The 16,730-nt window shown below is 63.1% G+C and carries 20 protein-coding genes; 7 read left to right on the forward strand and 13 right to left on the reverse strand.

From position 1 onward, the window contains the following. Positions 1–8: 8 nt before the first annotated feature. On the reverse strand, positions 9–1,415 hold the full coding sequence (locus GWE18_RS04970; protein ID WP_275184700.1) for a carotenoid oxygenase family protein: 1,407 nt from the start codon (positions 1,413–1,415) through the stop codon (positions 9–11). Between the two features lie 112 nt (positions 1,416–1,527). Between GWE18_RS04970 and GWE18_RS04975 the strand changes: the two genes are divergently transcribed. Beyond that, entirely contained in the window at positions 1,528–2,262 is a 735-nt protein-coding gene (locus tag GWE18_RS04975) for a TetR/AcrR family transcriptional regulator (RefSeq protein WP_275184701.1), read from the forward strand. Between the two features lie 73 nt (positions 2,263–2,335). Here the strand turns inward: GWE18_RS04975 and GWE18_RS04980 are convergent, their stop codons facing one another. Then, entirely contained in the window at positions 2,336–2,671 is a 336-nt protein-coding gene (locus GWE18_RS04980; RefSeq protein WP_275184702.1) for a hypothetical protein, read from the reverse strand. A gap of 103 nt (positions 2,672–2,774) precedes the next feature. Beyond that, the gene (locus tag GWE18_RS04985; protein WP_275184703.1) at positions 2,775–3,395 is read right to left on the reverse strand and encodes a hypothetical protein; all 621 of its coding nucleotides are present in this window, start codon (positions 3,393–3,395) and stop codon (positions 2,775–2,777) included. A gap of 153 nt (positions 3,396–3,548) precedes the next feature. Here GWE18_RS04985 and GWE18_RS04990 point away from each other — a divergent pair, with 153 nt between their 5' ends. After that, on the forward strand, positions 3,549–4,256 hold the full coding sequence (locus GWE18_RS04990; RefSeq protein ID WP_275184704.1) for an SET domain-containing protein-lysine N-methyltransferase: 708 nt from the start codon (positions 3,549–3,551) through the stop codon (positions 4,254–4,256). Positions 4,257–4,333: 77 nt separating this feature from the next. Here GWE18_RS04990 and GWE18_RS04995 read toward each other — a convergent pair whose 3' ends face one another. From GWE18_RS04995 to GWE18_RS05015, 5 genes are all read right to left on the reverse strand, one after another. Further along, positions 4,334–4,915 carry a class I SAM-dependent methyltransferase gene (locus GWE18_RS04995; protein WP_342804224.1) on the reverse strand — a complete coding sequence of 194 codons (582 nt, stop codon included), beginning with the start codon at positions 4,913–4,915 and terminating at the stop codon, positions 4,334–4,336. A 165-nt stretch (positions 4,916–5,080) separates the two neighbouring features. Beyond that, positions 5,081–5,995: a haloalkane dehalogenase gene (locus GWE18_RS05000; protein ID WP_275184706.1), complete on the reverse strand. Its 915-nt coding sequence runs from the start codon at positions 5,993–5,995 to the stop codon at positions 5,081–5,083. Further along, complete coding sequence (locus GWE18_RS05005) at positions 5,992–6,585, reverse strand: TetR/AcrR family transcriptional regulator (RefSeq protein WP_275184707.1); 594 nt, start codon at positions 6,583–6,585, stop codon at positions 5,992–5,994. The genes GWE18_RS05000 and GWE18_RS05005 overlap by 4 nt, the downstream gene beginning before the upstream one ends. 99 nt (positions 6,586–6,684) lie before the next feature. Continuing rightward, positions 6,685–7,008 carry a DUF6522 family protein gene (locus tag GWE18_RS05010; RefSeq protein ID WP_275184708.1) on the reverse strand — a complete coding sequence of 108 codons (324 nt, stop codon included), beginning with the start codon at positions 7,006–7,008 and terminating at the stop codon, positions 6,685–6,687. Beyond that, the gene (locus tag GWE18_RS05015; RefSeq protein ID WP_057853781.1) at positions 7,005–7,433 is read right to left on the reverse strand and encodes an Rrf2 family transcriptional regulator; all 429 of its coding nucleotides are present in this window, start codon (positions 7,431–7,433) and stop codon (positions 7,005–7,007) included. The genes GWE18_RS05010 and GWE18_RS05015 overlap by 4 nt, the downstream gene beginning before the upstream one ends. An 87-nt stretch (positions 7,434–7,520) precedes the next feature. On the opposite strand from GWE18_RS05015, the gene GWE18_RS05020 reads away from it, so the two are divergent. Next, entirely contained in the window at positions 7,521–7,991 is a 471-nt protein-coding gene (locus tag GWE18_RS05020; protein ID WP_275184709.1) for a group III truncated hemoglobin, read from the forward strand. Beyond that, positions 7,991–8,125 carry a hypothetical protein gene (locus GWE18_RS05025; protein ID WP_275184711.1) on the forward strand — a complete coding sequence of 45 codons (135 nt, stop codon included), beginning with the start codon at positions 7,991–7,993 and terminating at the stop codon, positions 8,123–8,125. The genes GWE18_RS05020 and GWE18_RS05025 overlap by 1 nt, the downstream gene beginning before the upstream one ends. Before the next feature lie 102 nt (positions 8,126–8,227). Here the strand turns inward: GWE18_RS05025 and GWE18_RS05030 are convergent, their stop codons facing one another. Both GWE18_RS05030 and GWE18_RS05035 read right to left on the reverse strand, forming a co-directional pair. After that, positions 8,228–8,623, reverse strand: coding sequence for a hypothetical protein (locus tag GWE18_RS05030; protein WP_275184712.1), 396 nt, complete (start codon positions 8,621–8,623; stop codon positions 8,228–8,230). A 42-nt stretch (positions 8,624–8,665) separates the two neighbouring features. Further along, entirely contained in the window at positions 8,666–8,887 is a 222-nt protein-coding gene (locus GWE18_RS05035) for a hypothetical protein (RefSeq protein ID WP_275184713.1), read from the reverse strand. Positions 8,888–8,987: 100 nt separating this feature from the next. Between GWE18_RS05035 and GWE18_RS05040 the strand changes: the two genes are divergently transcribed. From GWE18_RS05040 to GWE18_RS05050, 3 genes are all read left to right on the forward strand, one after another. Beyond that, on the forward strand, positions 8,988–9,809 hold the full coding sequence (locus GWE18_RS05040; protein ID WP_275184714.1) for a helix-turn-helix transcriptional regulator: 822 nt from the start codon (positions 8,988–8,990) through the stop codon (positions 9,807–9,809). 227 nt (positions 9,810–10,036) lie between these two features. Continuing rightward, a complete protein-coding gene (locus tag GWE18_RS05045) occupies positions 10,037–10,702 on the forward strand; it encodes a DsbA family oxidoreductase (protein ID WP_275184715.1) in 666 nt (221 codons plus the stop codon). A gap of 156 nt (positions 10,703–10,858) precedes the next feature. Next, positions 10,859–11,497 (forward strand): NIPSNAP family protein, encoded by a 639-nt coding sequence (locus GWE18_RS05050; protein WP_275184716.1) that lies wholly within the window; start codon positions 10,859–10,861, stop codon positions 11,495–11,497. A 108-nt stretch (positions 11,498–11,605) separates the two neighbouring features. On the opposite strand, the gene GWE18_RS05055 is transcribed toward GWE18_RS05050, so the two are convergent. From GWE18_RS05055 to GWE18_RS05065, 3 genes are all read right to left on the reverse strand, one after another. Then, on the reverse strand, positions 11,606–12,550 hold the full coding sequence (locus GWE18_RS05055; RefSeq protein ID WP_275184717.1) for a cupin-like domain-containing protein: 945 nt from the start codon (positions 12,548–12,550) through the stop codon (positions 11,606–11,608). Then, a complete protein-coding gene (locus GWE18_RS05060) occupies positions 12,551–13,747 on the reverse strand; it encodes a GNAT family N-acetyltransferase (RefSeq protein ID WP_275184718.1) in 1,197 nt (398 codons plus the stop codon). A gap of 178 nt (positions 13,748–13,925) precedes the next feature. Further along, on the reverse strand, positions 13,926–16,613 hold the full coding sequence (locus GWE18_RS05065; protein ID WP_275184719.1) for an EAL domain-containing protein: 2,688 nt from the start codon (positions 16,611–16,613) through the stop codon (positions 13,926–13,928). Positions 16,614–16,730 lie beyond the last annotated feature (117 nt).

Here is a 16,730-nt window from a genome sequence, read left to right on the forward strand (position 1 = left end):
TGTGACGCTTACTCCGCGCCGACCCAATTGCCGTGAAAGCCGTCGGGCACGCGGTGGCCGAGATGCACCAGCGCGACGGGACCTGATTCGACGTCCTGTGCGTTGAATATCGCGAGGTCGCTGCGATTCTCCCGCGCGCGCCAGACCGCTGATAGCAGCCAGCCGTCGCCTTCGGCGGCATCAGGCCCGCGCTCCACGAATACCGGCTCGGAAATCGTGTCGCCGGCAGGCAGCAGATAATGGCCGAGACGCTTGCCGTTGCCGTCGACATGGACGATGCCGGATAGCGCGCCAAACATCGGCAAGTCAGGATTGGCGCAGGCGTACCAGCCATGGCTGTTCGCCTGTCCCGCGCGGCGATCGTCAATGCGCGGGAATTCGCCGGTGAGATCGTCGAGATAGGTTTGCGTGAAGCGGTCGGTATTGCCTGACAGGTCGAAGGTCCAACGGCAGTACCGCGCACGCGATTTTTGCGGGTCCGTCTTCGAGCCGTCGGGATGGGAGAACAGCGGCGCTTCCTCGAACTGCATCACATCGGCAATGATGCGGTTGCCTTCCTCCCACGCGTTCATGACATGGAAGACGTAGCAGCTCTCGGCGCGGAACCAGACGAGGTCTTTGGCCGAGCCGTTGCGCTTCATGACGCCGACATAAGCGCCTTTCTCAGGCTCCCAGGCGTAGGGCGGCTTGCCGCGCATCGCCCGCTCCATGCTGCCGGTGATAGGCAGGATCGGGAACAGCAGATGATTTTCGGTGACGATGAAGTCGTGCACCATGCTGGCATAGGGCGCATCGAAGCGATCGAACCGCGTCACCACGCCGGCGGCGTTGACGGATCCGAAGGAAAGGGCAGGGGTAAGGGGGCCGGCGGCGTTGTAGCCGAAGAACACCATCTCGCCGGTTACGGGATCGATCTTGGGATGCGCGGTGAAAGGGCCCTTGATGGCGCCCTTGTAGTCGCAATAGCCGAGGCGATTGAGCGTGCCTGGCTCGATCTCGGTCGGCAGGTGGCCTTCCTCGAGCGCCAAGAGCTTTCCGGCATGGAAGATGATGTTGGTGTTGGCGACGCCGCCGTCGTCGGTGGTGCCAGCCGGCGCGCCCGGCAGCTTGCGGCCGAAACCGCCGAACAGGGCGCGGCCGGCGTCGTGCTCGGCCAGCCATTTCGGGGTGCGGACCCAACGATTGCGATAGCTGGCGCGGCCGTTCTCCAGATGGAAGGCGTGCAGCATGCCGTCGCCGAAAAACCAGTGGGCACCCGGCGCGTCGAACTGCGGATTGGGACCATTGCGATAAAGCGTGCCGTTGAGCTCGCACGGTAATTTGCCTGACACCTTGAGATGCGGCGCGTCGCATTCCATCGGAATCGGCGCCAGATTGTCCCGCGCCGCATTGGTCGTCGCCACCTGGTCGAGCATCTTGCGTTCCCTCCGGTTATATCTTTACAGCGTAAAGATTTCAGTAAGCGCGTTACCCTCGGACGTCAAGCAAAATCTTTACAGTGTAAAAATTGCGGCTATAAGGATTCGTATGACAAGAATCTCGAGACAAGCCAGGACCGGCCGTCCCGCCGCGAAGCGCAAGCCGGCAAGAGCCGTGACCGAAAGGCCAGCCAGCCGGCGGCGCCGTCCGGCAGGCGAGACCCCCTATCACCACGGCGACCTGCACGACGCCTTGCTGGCCGCGGCCGAGCGGGTGCTGGAGCGCGATGGGCTGCCGGGCCTGACGCTGCGGGCGGTGGCGCGCGAGGCCGGCGTGTCACATGCGGCGCCGACCCATCATTTCGGCGACCTCACCGGGCTCCTGAGCGAACTGGCCGCCATCGGATTTCGCAGGTTCAACGCCGCCATGATTGCGGCGGGCAACACTGAAACGCTCCCGCTGATGAAGGCGATGGCCCGCGCCAAGGCCTATGTCGCCTATGCGCAGGCGCGTCCCGGCATGTACGGGCTGATGTTCCGCACCGAACGGCTCGACATGACGCGGCCCTCGCTGCACGAGGCGGCGACCGCCTCGTTCGAGGGATTGGCGGCCGCGGCGAGGCTCAGCCGCAACGAGAAGCTCACCGGCGAGACGCTTGAGGCGGTGTCGCTCGATCAGGCCGCGGCCATCGCCCGGGCGTGGTCGCTCGTGCACGGCTTCACCACGCTGCTGCTCGATGGAAGGCTAAAGGACATCCTGCACCGGCTGCCTGAGGGGACCGGCGTCGACCAGCTTCTGGATGCAATGTTGCGCTCGACAGTGCCACGACCGCCTGCGGCGTAAGACGGTGGCCGCTCTGCCGGAGTTCGCAGGCGGGATGAAGCTGCGCGGTGACGGTTGCGGCTGGCGTCCCCGCTCAGCAGCCCCTGCAAATCTTGGTTTGCCGCGCGAGCCTTGCGTCGGCTTCTGCGTCTTCGTTGGGCTGCTTTGTCCAATCGTCGTAGCGCGCTCTGGCGTCTGATCTCGGCGCGGCTTCGTTCAGCGGACCCAGGATTATCTCGCTATTGCGCGCGGTCCTTCGCTTCGGCTTGGACGGCCCGGCTTGCTCGCCATCTGCCGTCGGCGGTTCACCCAACCCATCCCAGGCGATCGGCGCGCCTGCCGTCTGTGTGGTCGAGCAGCCGGTGCCGGAGACGCAGCAGCCGGTGAGGGCGGAGCCGGCAACCAGCAGAACCAAGAATCTCGTTAGCATCGTTGCTCCGGTGTGGCCGCCGTTAAAACCCGTGACATCAGAATATCAAGCACTCAAGGCTGTAGCTTTGACGTTAATGCGGCGAAAACACGCCGGCCATGGGTCAGCGCTTTGCAAGGCTGACGGCGGCGCCTTTTTCACCGATCACCTTCACTTCGTCCTTGCCGCAGTTGAAATCGCGGGCGAATTCGTCCGCGGCCTGGCGGGCGAGCTCGTTGGGATTGCGGTTGGCCTGGCCGTCGATATAGGCGACATGGCAGACTGGCCCTGGCGGCAGCCGGGTCACCGCGAGCATCGGTTTCGTGATCGGGCTTCCGGTCTTGTCCAGGTCGTTGTTGTCGGCGATCAGCCAGCGCTGAATGATCGCGAACGGCCTGCCGTCCGCGGCGCGCCATTCGACAGTGTGGGCGGTGGAATTGAAGGGGGCAAACCAGGCCTCCGCGGCCGGCTCTTTGGCGGCGGCCGCACGGTTGGGTCCGACCGAGACGGTTTCGCGCAGGTCATCCTCGCTGATCAGCACCACCAGCCCCGATTTGCCGGGGCACACTTGCGTCGCGCTGCCATTGTCGCCGGGCTTGTCGATGGTCCGGCAGTCCTTGGGCGCGGTCGAGGTGTAGCTGCTGCTGAATGTTTGGGCGTTGGCCGATGAAATCAGGCCAAATGCAGCCGCCAGTAGGGTCGAGGCGGCCGGCACGATGAGCAGCCGACGGGGGACGTATTTCATCTGCACTTCTCGCATGGAACTTCCAGGATCAGACGTGCGCAATCTGGGGAAGGTTCATGGCAAAGGTGCGAAATACCTGACATTGCCGCGGAATCGTCCTAGAAGGGCGGTTCAACGTTCCTCGTTTTCCGAGCCTGTAGTCATTCAGTCGTCATGCCCTCCATTCCTTCCAACAAACCCTATCGCGTTGGCCGCTCCCGCACCGGGCTTGGCCTCTTCGCCACCAAGCCGATCAAGAAGGGCACCAAGATCATCCGCTACTTCGGGCCGCTTCTTGATTCGAAAAAGAAGGAAGAGGACGCGATCGAGAACAAATACCTGTTCGAACTGAACAACCGCTGGACCATCGACGGCTCGGTACGCAAGAACATCGCCCGCTACATCAACCACGCCTGCCGGCCCAACGCGGAATCGGACGTCAAGCCGCGCAAGCGCAAGGTGTTCATCCGCGCCATCAAGGACATCGAGCCGGGCGAGGAGATCAATTACGACTACGGCACCGATTATTTCAAAGCCTATCTAAAGCCGATCGGCTGCAAATGCGACGCCTGCGAGAAAAAGCGCAAGAAACAGCGCGCCGAGGCGCGGGCGGAGAAAGCCCGCCTGAAGGCCAAGGCCGAGCGCAAGGCGCTGAAGAAGGCGGAGAAGTTGGCCAAGGCCGACGCGAAGCTGAAGGATAAATTGAAGGCAGAGGCCGAGCGCACGTCGAAGAAGACGCTCAAGCTGAACGGCCATTCGCGCAATGGCATGTCAATGAATGGGACATCACTGAACGGCAGCAACCGTGTCAGAGCGTCCGGCAAGAAATCGGCTGCCAGGAAACAGCCAGTTTCCGCGCCGGCGCCGGCCCTCCAGGCATAGGCTGCTTCGCCCTGATTGAATCGGAGCAAGGCTCTCGCCTTTGTATTGACGCGCTTCTTGACGAGAGCCGGCCTCAGTTAGCGCGAAAATGATCCCGAAGCGTCTGCCTTCACGAACGCCAAGTTTGTCCAAGTGATGCCGGCGGCGCGATTTCTCTCCTGGCGGGATTCAGAGGCGACATTCAAGACACAGCGCAGGCCGTGCGCCTGCGCGAGCGCGATAGTCTCCTCGGCGGGGATTTCAAACATCCGCCGCGCGGGCGGCACGGGCCCATGGCGGATCGTCATAGTGATAGTGCCGCCTGACCCAATCAGCGAGGCCAGATTGGGCATCGCATATTGACGCTGAGTTTGGTCGAGATGCATCCACACTGCAGTCAGCATCACGAGATCAAACGTCTCGCCGCGCGCCCGCAGGCGGACCAGATCGGGCAGGCTGTCGTCGAGCCATTCGATCAGGGGGGAAGGATGCCGCGCCATGGCGGGGATGCGCAGGGCGTCGGTAGGCTCGACGGCGATAACACGATGCCCGAAGCTTGCGAACCAAGCCGCGTCCCGTCCTGAACCGATATCGAGCACGCGGGCCGGCGCTTTGGGTATCAGATGCAGGACATGGCGGTGATTTTCAGCCGCCCCAATGCTTTCGTAGCGCTGGAACAACTGTTCCGCTTCGCTGGCATATCCTTCCGTGCCGCTGACTTGTGCTGATGTCATCTGTTTCCTGCGCAGCTTTCTGAGCGTGCGGCGGTTTATCCGCCGGGCTTGCGCACCGATCTGGTCGCTTCAGGAATTTCGATTGCGTCAGATGCGGTACATGCATTCTGTTCATGCCGCGTTTCCCCCTCGCTGCGCCACTTGGATGCCGGCGATCCAGGCTGCGACGCTTTTGCCGATCGTTTCGGGATGATCCTCCTGGAGATAATGAGCCCCCGCGCCGAGCTGCACTAATTCGCAATTGTGCAGGCCGGAAGCAAAACGCTCGGCAAAGCCGGGCGAGACGAGCGCGCCGGGATCCCCGGCGAAAAGCAGCTTCGGATAGCGGGAAGATGCCAACGCCGCATGTGCCCGTTCCAGGGTGGCATAGACGTCCGCGGGCTCGCCCGCGATCGGCAGTTCGTTCGGCAGCCGCCAAATCGGGCGTCGGGATTCCGGGGAGGGGAACGGCGCGCGGTAGACGGCCATCTCTTGCTCGCTCAACTTTCTCAGGATGGAGCCCGGCAATATCCGTTCAACGAACGCGTTGCCGTCGAGGATCATCTGTTCGCCTTCGCCGGGCGTTCTGAACTGGCGAAATGTTTCGCGCGCGGCCGGCACCTGATGGAATTCATCCCACGTCGGCATCGGCCGGATGAATTCCATGAAGGCGAGCCCACGGACGAAGTCTGGCCGGCGTGCCGCGAGATGGAAGGCCAGCGCTGTTCCCCAATCCTGCGCCACCAGATAGGCCGATCTGATTCCGGCAGCAGCGATGAAGGCGTCGAGATAACGGACGTGGTCCTCGAAGCGATAGTCGATGTCGGGTTTGCCGGATTGGCCGAAGCCAATCAGATCCGGGGCGATGCATCGCGCCACCGGCGCGACGTGCGGGATGATGTTGCGCCAAATGTAAGATGACGTGGGATTGCCGTGCAGGAAGAGGGCAACCGGCGCCCCCGGTTGGCCCATCTCGCGATAGGACATTGCGGAATCGAGTACAGCTCGTTGCGGCAGCGTGAGGTCGGCAATGATTGTTGTCGTCATTTTTTGGGCTCCTTGAAAACAGTTGCGAAGGCTATCCGCTTGAACCGTTGCAGCGGCTCCGCGGTACGCGTGACTTTCATGCGGAGGATCGCCCCTTCCCAGGAGGCGAGCAGGAAATCGGCAAGCTCGTCGGGCGCGAAGGTGTTATCGATCTCGCCGCTGGTCTGGGCTTCGTGGATGCAGGCCGCGAAAAGGCCGCGCCATTCCATGAAAATGGCAACCAGGCGCGCGCGCAGCATCTCGCTCACCGGCGCGGCCTCGAGACTGAAGTCGCCGATCAGGCAGCCGCGCGCGAACTCGTCCGCTTCGAGACGCTCCGTGATGATGTCGAGATATCGCATCAAGCGTTGACGCGGCGATTGACTCGCATTGTCCAGAGCCTCGGCCACAAGCGCCTTGGTGTGATCGAAGTAGCGGTCGAGGATCTCGCCGGCGAAGGCCTCCTTTGACCGGAAATGGTTGGTGAATGAGCCTTGCGGCGCGCCCGCCTCGAGAACGATGTCGCGCACGCCGGCGCCGACATAGCCCTTGCGGAACATGACCTTGAGGCCTGCGTCGAGAATGCTGTCGCGATGAGATGCTTTCGCCATAAATGATCAATACGTACGTGCGTATTACCTGTCAAGGCGATTTTCGGACCTGGACGAAGGTCGTCCGATTTTCTTGTGTCGGGGCAGTTTCGAGTGGGTCTAGCCGCCGGGCATCCGCACCGATTTCGGCAACAACGAATCGCCGAAGTCGACCGCCGAGCGTTGAACGATCGCGCCGGTTTCGTCGACCACGACGCGAAACCGCCGGTGTTCGGAGAAGAAGGTCAGGCGATGCCGGCCGGAGTCGGCATCGATCCCGCGCTCGGCAAGGCTCGTGATCCTGCCCGCGCGCATCTCTTCCTGCAGCAGGGACGGCGCCAGCCCGAGGCCTTCGGCGACGATGGAGGCGTCGATCTGCACGGCGCCATTTTCGAACTCGATCGGTTTCATGCGTTGCACCTGATGCTTCGTTGCGGCTGTCATGCGTGCGCCTGATACCGCCTGGCCGGCGCGGGATAGGCGCATTCCGCAAGTGTCGTGGCGTCGAGCTCGCGCATGAAGGCCTCGCGGGCGGCGGCGAGCTTCGCCTTTAGCCGGCAGCGCGGCTTCAGCACGCAATTGCCGCCATCCTCGCGAAAGCATTCGACCAGCGGCGGCCCTTCCAGCGCGCGCACCACTTCGCCGATGGTGATCGACTGGGCCGGGCGGGCCAGCATGAACCCGCCGCCGACACCGCGCTGCGTCGAGATAAAGCCGCTATCGGCGAGGTCGCGCACCACCTTGGCCAGATGGTTGCGGGAAATTCCGAACTCGGCCGCGATCTCGTTGGTCGCAAAGGAGCGACCGGGCTCGCCCGCCAGCCGCATCAGGGCGCGCAAGGCAAAATCCGTGAACGACGTCAGGCGCATGGGAGCCCTTTCAAAAGATCTGCTTGCAAATCATCTATAGCCGTCTAAATAGGTATTTTAAATACCTATTTAAGGGCAGGCGCGGAAATGGAATCGATCGTGGCAGGGCCGGAGCGGCGCGAGCGGCTCACGGCAGAAATCATGGAGCGGACGGGCATTAACGAGGCGATGATCGAGAACTTGGTGCACGGCTTCTACGCCAAGGTGCGCGCCGACGTGGTGTTGGGGCCGATCTTCGAGGCCCGCATCAGGGATTGGGAGCCGCATCTGGCGCAGATGTGCGCGTTCTGGTCGTCGGTCGCGCTGATGACGGGGCGCTACCACGGCACCCCGATGGCCAAGCATCTGCCGCTGCCGGTCGACGCCGATCATTTCGACCGCTGGCTCGAACTGTTCGAGCAAACCGCCCGCGAGATCTGCCCGCCCGAAGCCGAAGCGCACTTTGTGGAACGGGCGCGAAGGATTGCGGCGAGCCTCGAGCTCGGCATCGCCGGCACCCACGGCGTCATGCTCGGGAACGGGGAACGATTTCGACGCAACCAGGCAGGAGCAAAGTAATGGCCTATCGTGCACATGTCGTCACTAACAAAGAGCAGGCCGACCCATATTCCGGCAGCAGTCTGGTGCCGATGCTCGTCATCGGGCTGGTGTTGACCTTTGCCGGGATAATTGCAGCGTTGGTGTTGAGCTGAGGGTTACTCGCGTCATTCCGGGATGGTGCGTTAGCACCAGACCCGGAATCTCGAGATTCCGGGTTCGATGCTTCGCATCGCCCCGGAATGACTCTGAGGGGCTTACGCCGTCACCGTCTCACTGCTCTTGCGCAGCCCGATATACTGCAGCTCGGCAAACACGCCGGTCGCAATCGCCTGCGCGACGATGAAGACCTGACCCAGCAGGTTCGGCGACACTGCGCCGGAGAACAACAGTGCGATGCTGCCCAGCGTCCAGGCGGCGTTGCCCACGATCACCAGCAACACCGCCTTGGCCACTGTCGACCGCGAGGCGAGCCAACCGACCAGCGCGGTATACGCAATCAAGAACAGGCCAGTCTCGCGCAACAAGGCTTCGGGCAGATGAAGGAACGGCGCGAGCGCGCCGGCGCCGAGCGTCAACGCGACGGCAGCGACACCGCTGAAGATGGCGTCGGCGAGCAGGGCGCGGCTCAGGAATGGGGACGGACGGATCATGACGATTCTCCTTTGCATGGGGTTGTTTTTTAAGAACGTGGATCAGCGTTGCAGCAGCGATCGGAGCTGACGCACCAGCCGCGTCGGGCAGAGCGCCTTGCCGACCCTGTTCTCGATCGTCTGCACCTGCACGAGCACGAAAACGCCGGTGTCGTGCACCACGGGTTCGGGCATGTTCAGGGAGCGCGCCAGTAACCAGGTGGCCAGATTGAGCACCAAGGGGATCATGGCGACGACGAGCCGGAAGAGGGAAAGCATCAGCATGGGTCATCTCCTGTGCCCCCAAGATGATCCAGCCCGCGACCTGTTTCGATTACCTCGGACGTAATGGAATGGGTGAAATTCGCATGATAGGTTTTCCACCATGAACGCACATGCTTCCGCGGCGCGAGCCGAACGAACCCAACCCGTCCACATCGGCGACTACCTGCGCGAATGGCGCCAGCGCCGTCATCTCAGCCAGCTAGATCTGGCAGGGGATGCCGAGATATCCGCGCGTCATCTCAGCTTTGTGGAGACGGGCCGAGCCGCGCCGTCGCGCGAAATGGTGCTGAAGCTCGCCGAACGATTGGAGGTTCCCTTGCGTGAACGCAACGTACTCCTGGTCGCCGCGGGCTTTGCGCCGGCCTTTCCGCAGCGCTCGCTCGACGATCCCGCGCTGAAATCCGCGCGGCAGGCGATCGATCTCGTGCTCAAGGCGCATGAACCCAATCCGGCGCTGGCCTATGACCGGCACTGGAATCTGGTGACGGCCAACCGCATGGTCGCGCCGCTGCTCGAAGGCTTGCCGCCGCATCTGCTCGGGCAGCCCTTCAATATTTTGCGGCTCGCCTTTCACCCCGAGGGGCTGGCGCCGCGCACGGTCAACCTCGCCGAATGGAGCGCGCATCTCTTGGAGCGGCTGCACCGGCAGTGCGAGGCGACGGCCGATCCCGAACTGCTCAAACTGTATCAGGAGTTGAAAGCCTACCGAATGCCGGCGAGGTCCGGACCGGTCTCGGCCGACAATGTCGCGATCCCCTTCAAGCTGCGCCGCAATGGCGACGTGCTCAGCTTCATCTCCACCACCATGGTGTTCGGCACGCCCGTCGACATCACGCTGCAGGAGCTGGCGCTGGAAACCTTTTTCCCGGCCGACGATCTGACCGCCGAGCGGATGCGGCAGATAGCGGCGAATCTGCCGTAATCTGTAGGATGGGTAGAGCGAAGCGAAACCCATCATTTAGAAGCCCGGGCAAGGTTGATGGGTATCGCTTCGCTCCACCCATCCTACATGGCCGCGGTTTACACCGGCCCAGGGCCTTCGCATAACAATAACCGCCGAGGTGAAGTGATACGAGACATGCAGGCCGCGCCCTTGTCTCCTCGCCCGATCGGACTACCTTCCGGGCATCATTTTGCGAGGAGATCCCGATGAGCACCCTGAAACCCCTCAAGATCGACATCGTCTCCGACGTGGTCTGCCCCTGGTGCTATATCGGCAAGCGCCGGATCGAGAACGCGCTGGCGCTGGTGCCGGATGTTCCGGTCGAAGTGCGCTGGCGGCCGTTCTTCCTCAATTCCTGGGTGCCGCGCGAGGGCATCAGCCGCGACGAATATCTCACCGCCAAGTTCGGCTCGGTCGAAGCCTACAAGGGCATCGCCGGCCGCGTCGTGGCCGCTGCGGGCGAGGAGGGGCTGACCTACCGGCCCGAACTGGTAAAGCGCCAGCCCAACACCATCGATTGCCACCGCCTGATCCACTGGGCGGGAGCGCAGGGCAAGGCCGCCGAGATGAAGCAGCGCCTGATGGAATTGTATTTCCGCGACGGCGGCGACCTGACCGACATCAACGTGCTGGTGCAGGCAGCGGCCGATGTCGGGCTCGACGCCGACGATGTGCGCAAGCGCCTCGCCACCGATGAGGATGTCGCGCTGATCTCGGGGCAAGCACAGGAAGCCTCCGACAAGGGCATCTCCGGCGTGCCGACGTTCGTGTTCGCGCAGAAATATGCGGTGTCTGGCGCCCAGCCGGCCGAGCAACTTGCCCGTGCTATTCGTCAGGTCTCCGGCGAAATCAACGCGCAGGCGGCGGAGTAGATACCGGTTTTCTTCTCCCTCGCCCCGCTCTTGCGGGGGCGAGACGAGCGAAAGCTCGCTCTTGGAGGGTTGGGGTGAGGGGCCTCTCTCCGCGAGCGCAGTAGCGTTTGATGGGCGTTGTCCCTACAAAACCAACAACAAACCTGGGGAGGCATCATGATCTACGAACTGCGAACCTACACCGTAAAGCCCGGCACGCTGGGCGACATGATCAAGGCCGCGAGCACGGTGTCGCGCGAGATCCGCAAGGACGATTACGGCAAGCTCGAAGGCTACTGGTCGACCGAGATCGGGCCGCTCAATCAGGTCCTGCACATGTGGAGCTACAACAGTTTCGACGAGCGCGCGCGGATGCGCGCCGAGCTCGCGAAGAACCCGCGCTGGACCGGCGAGTACGTGCCGCTGATCCGCCCCTTGCTGGTGCGTCAGGAGGTCCGCCTGATGAACGCGGTGCGGCCGCCGGTTGCGCCGGCATCGACGGGCAATGTCTACGAACTTCGCAACTACCGGGGCAAGCCTGCCGGCGGCCTGAAGCAGTGGCTCGATGCGTTCACCGCGGTGCTGCCGGAGCGCGAAAAATATTCAAAGATCGTCGGCCTCTGGACGACCGAAGCGGGGCAACCGAACGAAGCCTGCCACATCTGGGCCTATCCCAGCCTGAACGCCCGCGCCGAAGCGCGGGGCAATGCGATGAAGGATCCCGCCTGGCAGGAATTTCTCGGCAAGGGTCCCGGATTTCTCGACGAGATGCACTCGACCATCATGCTGCCGGCGCCGCATTCGCCGTTGCAGTGAGCGTCGGAAAATGTAGCCCGGATGGAGCGAAGCGCAATCCGGGATTACGGCGTCTAGCTTGACCGGTCCCGGGTTGCGCTTCGCTCCACCCGGGCTACGCTGCCGCGACTACGCGCCCTTCAGATAGTAGTTCGCCCGCTTGCCGAGCGCGATCCGCCGCAGCACGCGGCGCATCGCCATCGAGGCGCGTAGCGGCTTGATGGCCGTCGTTACCGTGCGATAGAACGCAAGCTTCAGCGCATCGAGCGCCGGCTGTTTGCCTGGCGGCTGCTGCGGCAGGCCGATGCCGCGCAGCATCGAGTTGAAGAAGTGCAGGTCGTTCATCCGCCGCACTTCGCGCGTCTTCCAGGTGATCGCCATCGAGATCGAGAACGAGCCTGCGGTGCGCACCCAGTGCGGCCATTGATACGGTACGTAGCAGCCGTCGCCTGCGAACAGGTGGAATTCCGTGCCGCGCGCAGCAAAGCCCTCGTCGTATTTCAGGTTGCGATGCTTGGTCATCGAGCGCTCGATCTCGTCGTCGGAGACGATCGAGCGGTCGGTATTGTCGAAGATCGTGAAGAATTTTTCGCCGTGGATGTGGACGAAGAAATTATCCTCGCTATCAAGATGAAACGGCGTGGTCGAGTTCGGCGAGGACACGAACAGGAAGCCCTCGACCTGCTCGAAGCCGGCATCAGCTAAGCTGTTGAAGCCGCGCGCGCGGGCGACCGACAGCAGCGTGTCCTCCAGCAATGCCCGGTATTCCGCCGAGTTCTCCACGCGCTTGAGCACCATCCAGGCGCCGGCGGTTTCGATGCTTTTCACGACTTCGACGGGATCGAGGTCGACGGTGGGGATCGCATCCGGATCCTGGCTGATCGCGACCTTGCCGGAATTATATTCGATCAGGTCGCGCGGCAGCTCGGAGGCCAGTTGCGCGATGCGCGGTAGCGTCAGCAGCGGATGGCCGGCGAGCTTGTGGCGGATCGCGAACGGCTTCAGTGGAAAATCGCGACGAAGCGCGTCATGGTCGGCCGTAATCACGGGCGCAATGGCAGTCAGCGTATTCATTTAGGATTTCTCCTGCCGTGCTCTGACGAAATGAATGAAGCGGCGCGCCGGCTCGCGGATCGCGCCGCGCAAGCTGAGCGCAGCGCGGATCAGCGCGATAACCGGATCGCGCCGCCGAAGCGGGATCAAGACGTCGCCGATCGCAAGTCGTCCGCGCCAGATCGGATTGATCATGGGATGGTCGGGGTTCGCCGTGGAATCCACGAGGCGGATCGCGGGGTCGGCGCACAGATGCCGGGTCAGGTCCAGCGTCAGTTGCACGCCCGGCGAAAACTTCGCAAAGCGCTCGTCGACGCCGAGCTTGAAGTAGAAAGCGCGGTCGCGATGGCGCAGCACAATCGCAGCCGCCACGGGTGTTTCGCCGGCCCGCAACCTCACGATCTCGCATTGGCCGGTCTCGGCCAACGCTGAAGCGGCGCGGCGGATGAAGGCCGTGTCGCCCTCGTCCTGTCCGAGCGCAGTGCCGCGCTGACCCTTCCAGCCGCTGGCTTCCAGCATCAGGAATGTTTCGACGGCGGCGGCTATTTCGGCGGGCGTCCGGGCCACGTCGAAATGAACGGCGCCGTGTTCGGCTAGGCGATTGCGCTGGCGGCGCAGTTCTTTCAGTTTCTTCGCGCCCAGCGCTTCGCGCAGGACGTCGTCGGCGTCACCGGTGGCGTCGAGACAGGCGCGGACATGCGATTGCAGCAGCAGCGGCTGCATGCCGCCGCGATGCAGCACGTCGGTAAAGGCTTTCATGGCTGCGCCATCGAGCGAGATGGCGCGGAAGATCAGCGCATGCGCGCCGGCCCGCCGGGCCCGCCGCAGCAAGCTCGCGACGGCTTCCTCCGCCATGTCGCAATCGAGCATCGGCGTGCAAAGCGTGCCATAGGGATCGGCGCTGACCAAAGCGGGCAGAGGGATCTTGTAGGCGCGCCACATCGAGATCACGGGTAGCAGGCCGATCAGGCTGGAGGCATCGCGCCACGCGCCGAGCGCGGCGGCGTTGACGCGACCCCGCGCTGACGCGTTCACCGCCAATTCCCATCCGGGCAAGTAATAGCCGTTCGGCTCGGCGGCGCGCTCGGAAAGCGCGCGCCATTGGCCTGCGGAAACGCCGGCGAGCGGCATCAACGCTCCGCCGGAGTCTGGCGCATGCGCGTTCGCATCCTTGCTCGATGCACGGCGCACCGTCGATGTGTCGGTAATATCAGCCACTTCCCCGAACCCCATTCGCGATTTTTGCCAACAGCACCCCTGGGCGCCGCTTGTTCCTCGCGTTCACAGGGCAAGGCTAGCGAAAAGAGATGGAAAATAGCGTTGTTGCAAAGCTCGGATTTGAGCGGTCGCGTTAACGGATCGTTCAGTCTGATCCGGCCGCCCGGCCGCCCAGCCGTCACGCCACCTCGGCAGCGGCGGGGCTGGTCAGGAATTTGGCTTCGAAATCACGCGCCGGCATCGGCCGTCCGAAGAAGTAGCCTTGTCCCTCTTCGCAGCCCATCCTGACCAGGAAGTCAGCGGTGGCCCGGTCCTCGATGCCTTCGGCGATAACAGACAGGCCCAGTTGCTTTGACAGTCCGATCGTCGAACTCACGATCGCCGCGTCGTCGGGATTGGCCAGCAATCCGAACACGAATGAGCGATCGATCTTCAGCCCGTCGAGCGGGAATTTCTTCAGATAGCTAAGGCTTGCAAAGCCGGTGCCGAAATCGTCGAACACGATCCGAACACCAAGCTCCTGGATCTTCAGGAACGTGTTCAGCGCGCCCTTCTCGTCGTGGAGCAGGATGTCCTCGGTGATCTCGAGCTCGAGGCTGGTCGGGCTTAAGCCGCTGCGGGCAAGCGCTTGCGCGACCGAGCCTGCTAGGTCGCCGGACTGGAACTGCGAGGGCGAGAGATTGACGCCGATGCGAAGCTTGTGGCCGCTGCGTTCCCAAGCGGCTGCCTTGGCGCAGGCGGTATCGAGAACCCAAACCGCCATTTTCTCAGAGATCGGCGAGGTGTTGACGATAGGCATGAATTCAGCCGGCGAAACCAGGCCTCGTACCGGATGGCGCCAGCGTATCAGCGCTTCGGCGCCAATCAGGCGGCCATCGGCCAGATGCAGTTGCGGCTGATAGAACAGTTCGAATTCGTCGTGCTCCGCGGCCGCCGCCAGTTCCGCTTCCAGCGTCAGACGGGTTTGCAACTCGCGGCGGATCGCGTCCTCGAACAGCACATGACCGCCGCGTTTGCTCGCTTTGGCGCGGCTCAATGCCAAATGGGAATTGCTCAGCAGCTCGTCCGCGCTGCGGCCGCCGCCGGGGAAAACCGCGGCGCCGATGCTGACCCGGACGCGATGCTGGCGGTTGCCGGCCAGCAGCGGTGCCTCGAAGCTCGCGCCGATCTGCTCGGCGAAGCGACTGACGTTTTCGCCGATATCGCTCATCCGGACGGCGATGGCGAATTCATCGCCGCTCAATCGCGCGACCATGCCAGATACCGGAACTCCCGCCGTCAGCCGCTCTGAAATGCCGCGAAGCACGAGATCGCCGCTGGCATGACCGAGCATGTGGTTGATCTGCTGGAAGCCATCGAGGCCGACCACCAGCATCGCCACTTCGCAACCCTCGGCCTCGGCTTTCGCAATCATCGCGGCCAGGCCGGCGTGAAGCGTGTTGCGGTTGATCAGACCCGTCAGCGTGTCGTGTTCGGCGAGGTATCGAATCCGCTCGGCTTCGCGCTTGCGCACCGAAATGTCGCGCAGGATCGCACCGAATTGAAACCCGTCAGTGCCCTGCCAGCCGGAGAAGCTGGCCTCGACCGGAAACACCTCGCCATTGCTGCGGCGTCCGTCGAATTCGACTACCGATCCGGGAGCGAGATGTGCGGCGTTCTTGATGGAGAAAGAGGACGTGGCAACGGCTCCGTCACGTGCGCAAATCTCGTCGAACGGCCGGCCGATCATTTCCTCCGGCAGATAGCCGAAGATCGCGGTCGCGCCCGGATTCCAGACCGTGATCAGATAACTGCAATCGGTGCAGATCAGGCCGTCGCCGAGCGCCATCGCCACGCGCTGAAAGCGGCTCTCGGCGACCCTGCCGAGCAGATCCTTGATATCGATTTCGTCGAGCGCGATGGCCGCGATGTAGACAATGATGGCGATTTGAATCAGCGACGTGTCGAGAATGAGCGGAAATGCCATCTGCAGGGCAAACGCGCCGGCCTCGAGGGCGACAGCGGTTGCGGCGAGCAGCGCCACTCGCTTGCCGGCGGAAAGGCGGCGCCATGAGAACAGCATGATCAAGGCGAGCAGGGTCAGGCCGGTCAGCGTGACGACGTGCGAGGTCCATTGCAGCGCACGGTTCTGCAATAGCGATTCCGCGGCCAGCGTCTGCAACACGGGGCCGGACACGATCACGCCGTTCGGGACGCTGAAGCGGTCACCGAGTTCGAGCGCCGTGCCGCCGATAATGACCTTCTTGCCCTGCAGTTTTTGCAGCGTCGCCGGGTCGCCGCGCAGCACGTCCGCAAAGGACACTTTGGGGATTCCCGCAGTCCGGATGCTGAAGTCGATCAGAAAGGGCGCGCGCTTTTCGGCGTATTGACCGGCGAGCACGGCAGCCATCGAGGGCATGAATTTGCCGTCCAGCTTCTCGCCGAACGGATAACGGCGGACGAGGCCGTCGGGTCCCACCTCGACATTGACGACCGCCGGCCAGGAATGTTCGGCGAATTGCTGCAACGGGCGATTGACGTGAAGCGTGGTCTTGTCGGTGCGAGGCTGCTGGAACGAGGGCAGCACGACTGATCCGCCGGCGTTCTGCAGGGCTTCGGCAAAGTTTCGGTCCGACGACGCATCGGAAGGCGTGGAGAAGTCGACGTCGAGCGCGATGTCCTGGACGTTCGCCTTCTCAAGCTGCCGGATCAGTTCAGCGTGGAGCACGCGCGGCCACGGCCAGACACCGATTCTGTCGATCGATGACGCATCGATCGCAATCACCACGATATCGCCGCTAACCTGTCGCGACTGCCAGGCGAACCTCAGATCGACCAATGCATGGCGCAGTCCGTTTTGCCACCCGCCCAACAGGACGATTGCCATCGCAATCATCACGAAAACATGCGACCGATATCGTTTCACGTGGTCACCATTCTGGTGTTCAGGTTAGAGGAGCCGTTCGGTCCAGGGGATCGCCAACTTTCGCAGTTGATGATGTGG

The sequence above is a fragment of the Bradyrhizobium sp. CSA112 genome, assembly GCF_029051645.1.
Taxonomy (GTDB): domain Bacteria; phylum Pseudomonadota; class Alphaproteobacteria; order Rhizobiales; family Xanthobacteraceae; genus Bradyrhizobium.

Excerpts from the sequence above, each read along its gene's own strand:
- GWE18_RS04970 (WP_275184700.1), bottom strand. The coding sequence starts at position 1,415 with ATGCTCGACCAGGTGGCGACGACCAATGCGGCGCGGGACAATCTGGCG.
- GWE18_RS04975 (WP_275184701.1), top strand. The coding sequence starts at position 1,528 with ATGACAAGAATCTCGAGACAAGCCAGGACCGGCCGTCCCGCCGCGAAG.
- GWE18_RS04980 (WP_275184702.1), bottom strand. The coding sequence starts at position 2,671 with ATGCTAACGAGATTCTTGGTTCTGCTGGTTGCCGGCTCCGCCCTCACC.
- GWE18_RS04985 (WP_275184703.1), bottom strand. The coding sequence starts at position 3,395 with ATGAAATACGTCCCCCGTCGGCTGCTCATCGTGCCGGCCGCCTCGACC.
- GWE18_RS04990 (WP_275184704.1), top strand. The coding sequence starts at position 3,549 with ATGCCCTCCATTCCTTCCAACAAACCCTATCGCGTTGGCCGCTCCCGC.
- GWE18_RS05000 (WP_275184706.1), bottom strand. The coding sequence starts at position 5,995 with ATGACGACAACAATCATTGCCGACCTCACGCTGCCGCAACGAGCTGTA.
- GWE18_RS05005 (WP_275184707.1), bottom strand. The coding sequence starts at position 6,585 with ATGGCGAAAGCATCTCATCGCGACAGCATTCTCGACGCAGGCCTCAAG.
- GWE18_RS05010 (WP_275184708.1), bottom strand. The coding sequence starts at position 7,008 with ATGACAGCCGCAACGAAGCATCAGGTGCAACGCATGAAACCGATCGAG.
- GWE18_RS05015 (WP_057853781.1), bottom strand. The coding sequence starts at position 7,433 with ATGCGCCTGACGTCGTTCACGGATTTTGCCTTGCGCGCCCTGATGCGG.
- GWE18_RS05020 (WP_275184709.1), top strand. The coding sequence starts at position 7,521 with ATGGAATCGATCGTGGCAGGGCCGGAGCGGCGCGAGCGGCTCACGGCA.
- GWE18_RS05025 (WP_275184711.1), top strand. The coding sequence starts at position 7,991 with ATGGCCTATCGTGCACATGTCGTCACTAACAAAGAGCAGGCCGACCCA.
- GWE18_RS05030 (WP_275184712.1), bottom strand. The coding sequence starts at position 8,623 with ATGATCCGTCCGTCCCCATTCCTGAGCCGCGCCCTGCTCGCCGACGCC.
- GWE18_RS05035 (WP_275184713.1), bottom strand. The coding sequence starts at position 8,887 with ATGCTGATGCTTTCCCTCTTCCGGCTCGTCGTCGCCATGATCCCCTTG.
- GWE18_RS05040 (WP_275184714.1), top strand. The coding sequence starts at position 8,988 with ATGAACGCACATGCTTCCGCGGCGCGAGCCGAACGAACCCAACCCGTC.
- GWE18_RS05045 (WP_275184715.1), top strand. The coding sequence starts at position 10,037 with ATGAGCACCCTGAAACCCCTCAAGATCGACATCGTCTCCGACGTGGTC.
- GWE18_RS05050 (WP_275184716.1), top strand. The coding sequence starts at position 10,859 with ATGATCTACGAACTGCGAACCTACACCGTAAAGCCCGGCACGCTGGGC.
- GWE18_RS05055 (WP_275184717.1), bottom strand. The coding sequence starts at position 12,550 with ATGAATACGCTGACTGCCATTGCGCCCGTGATTACGGCCGACCATGAC.
- GWE18_RS05065 (WP_275184719.1), bottom strand. The coding sequence starts at position 16,613 with ATGGCAATCGTCCTGTTGGGCGGGTGGCAAAACGGACTGCGCCATGCA.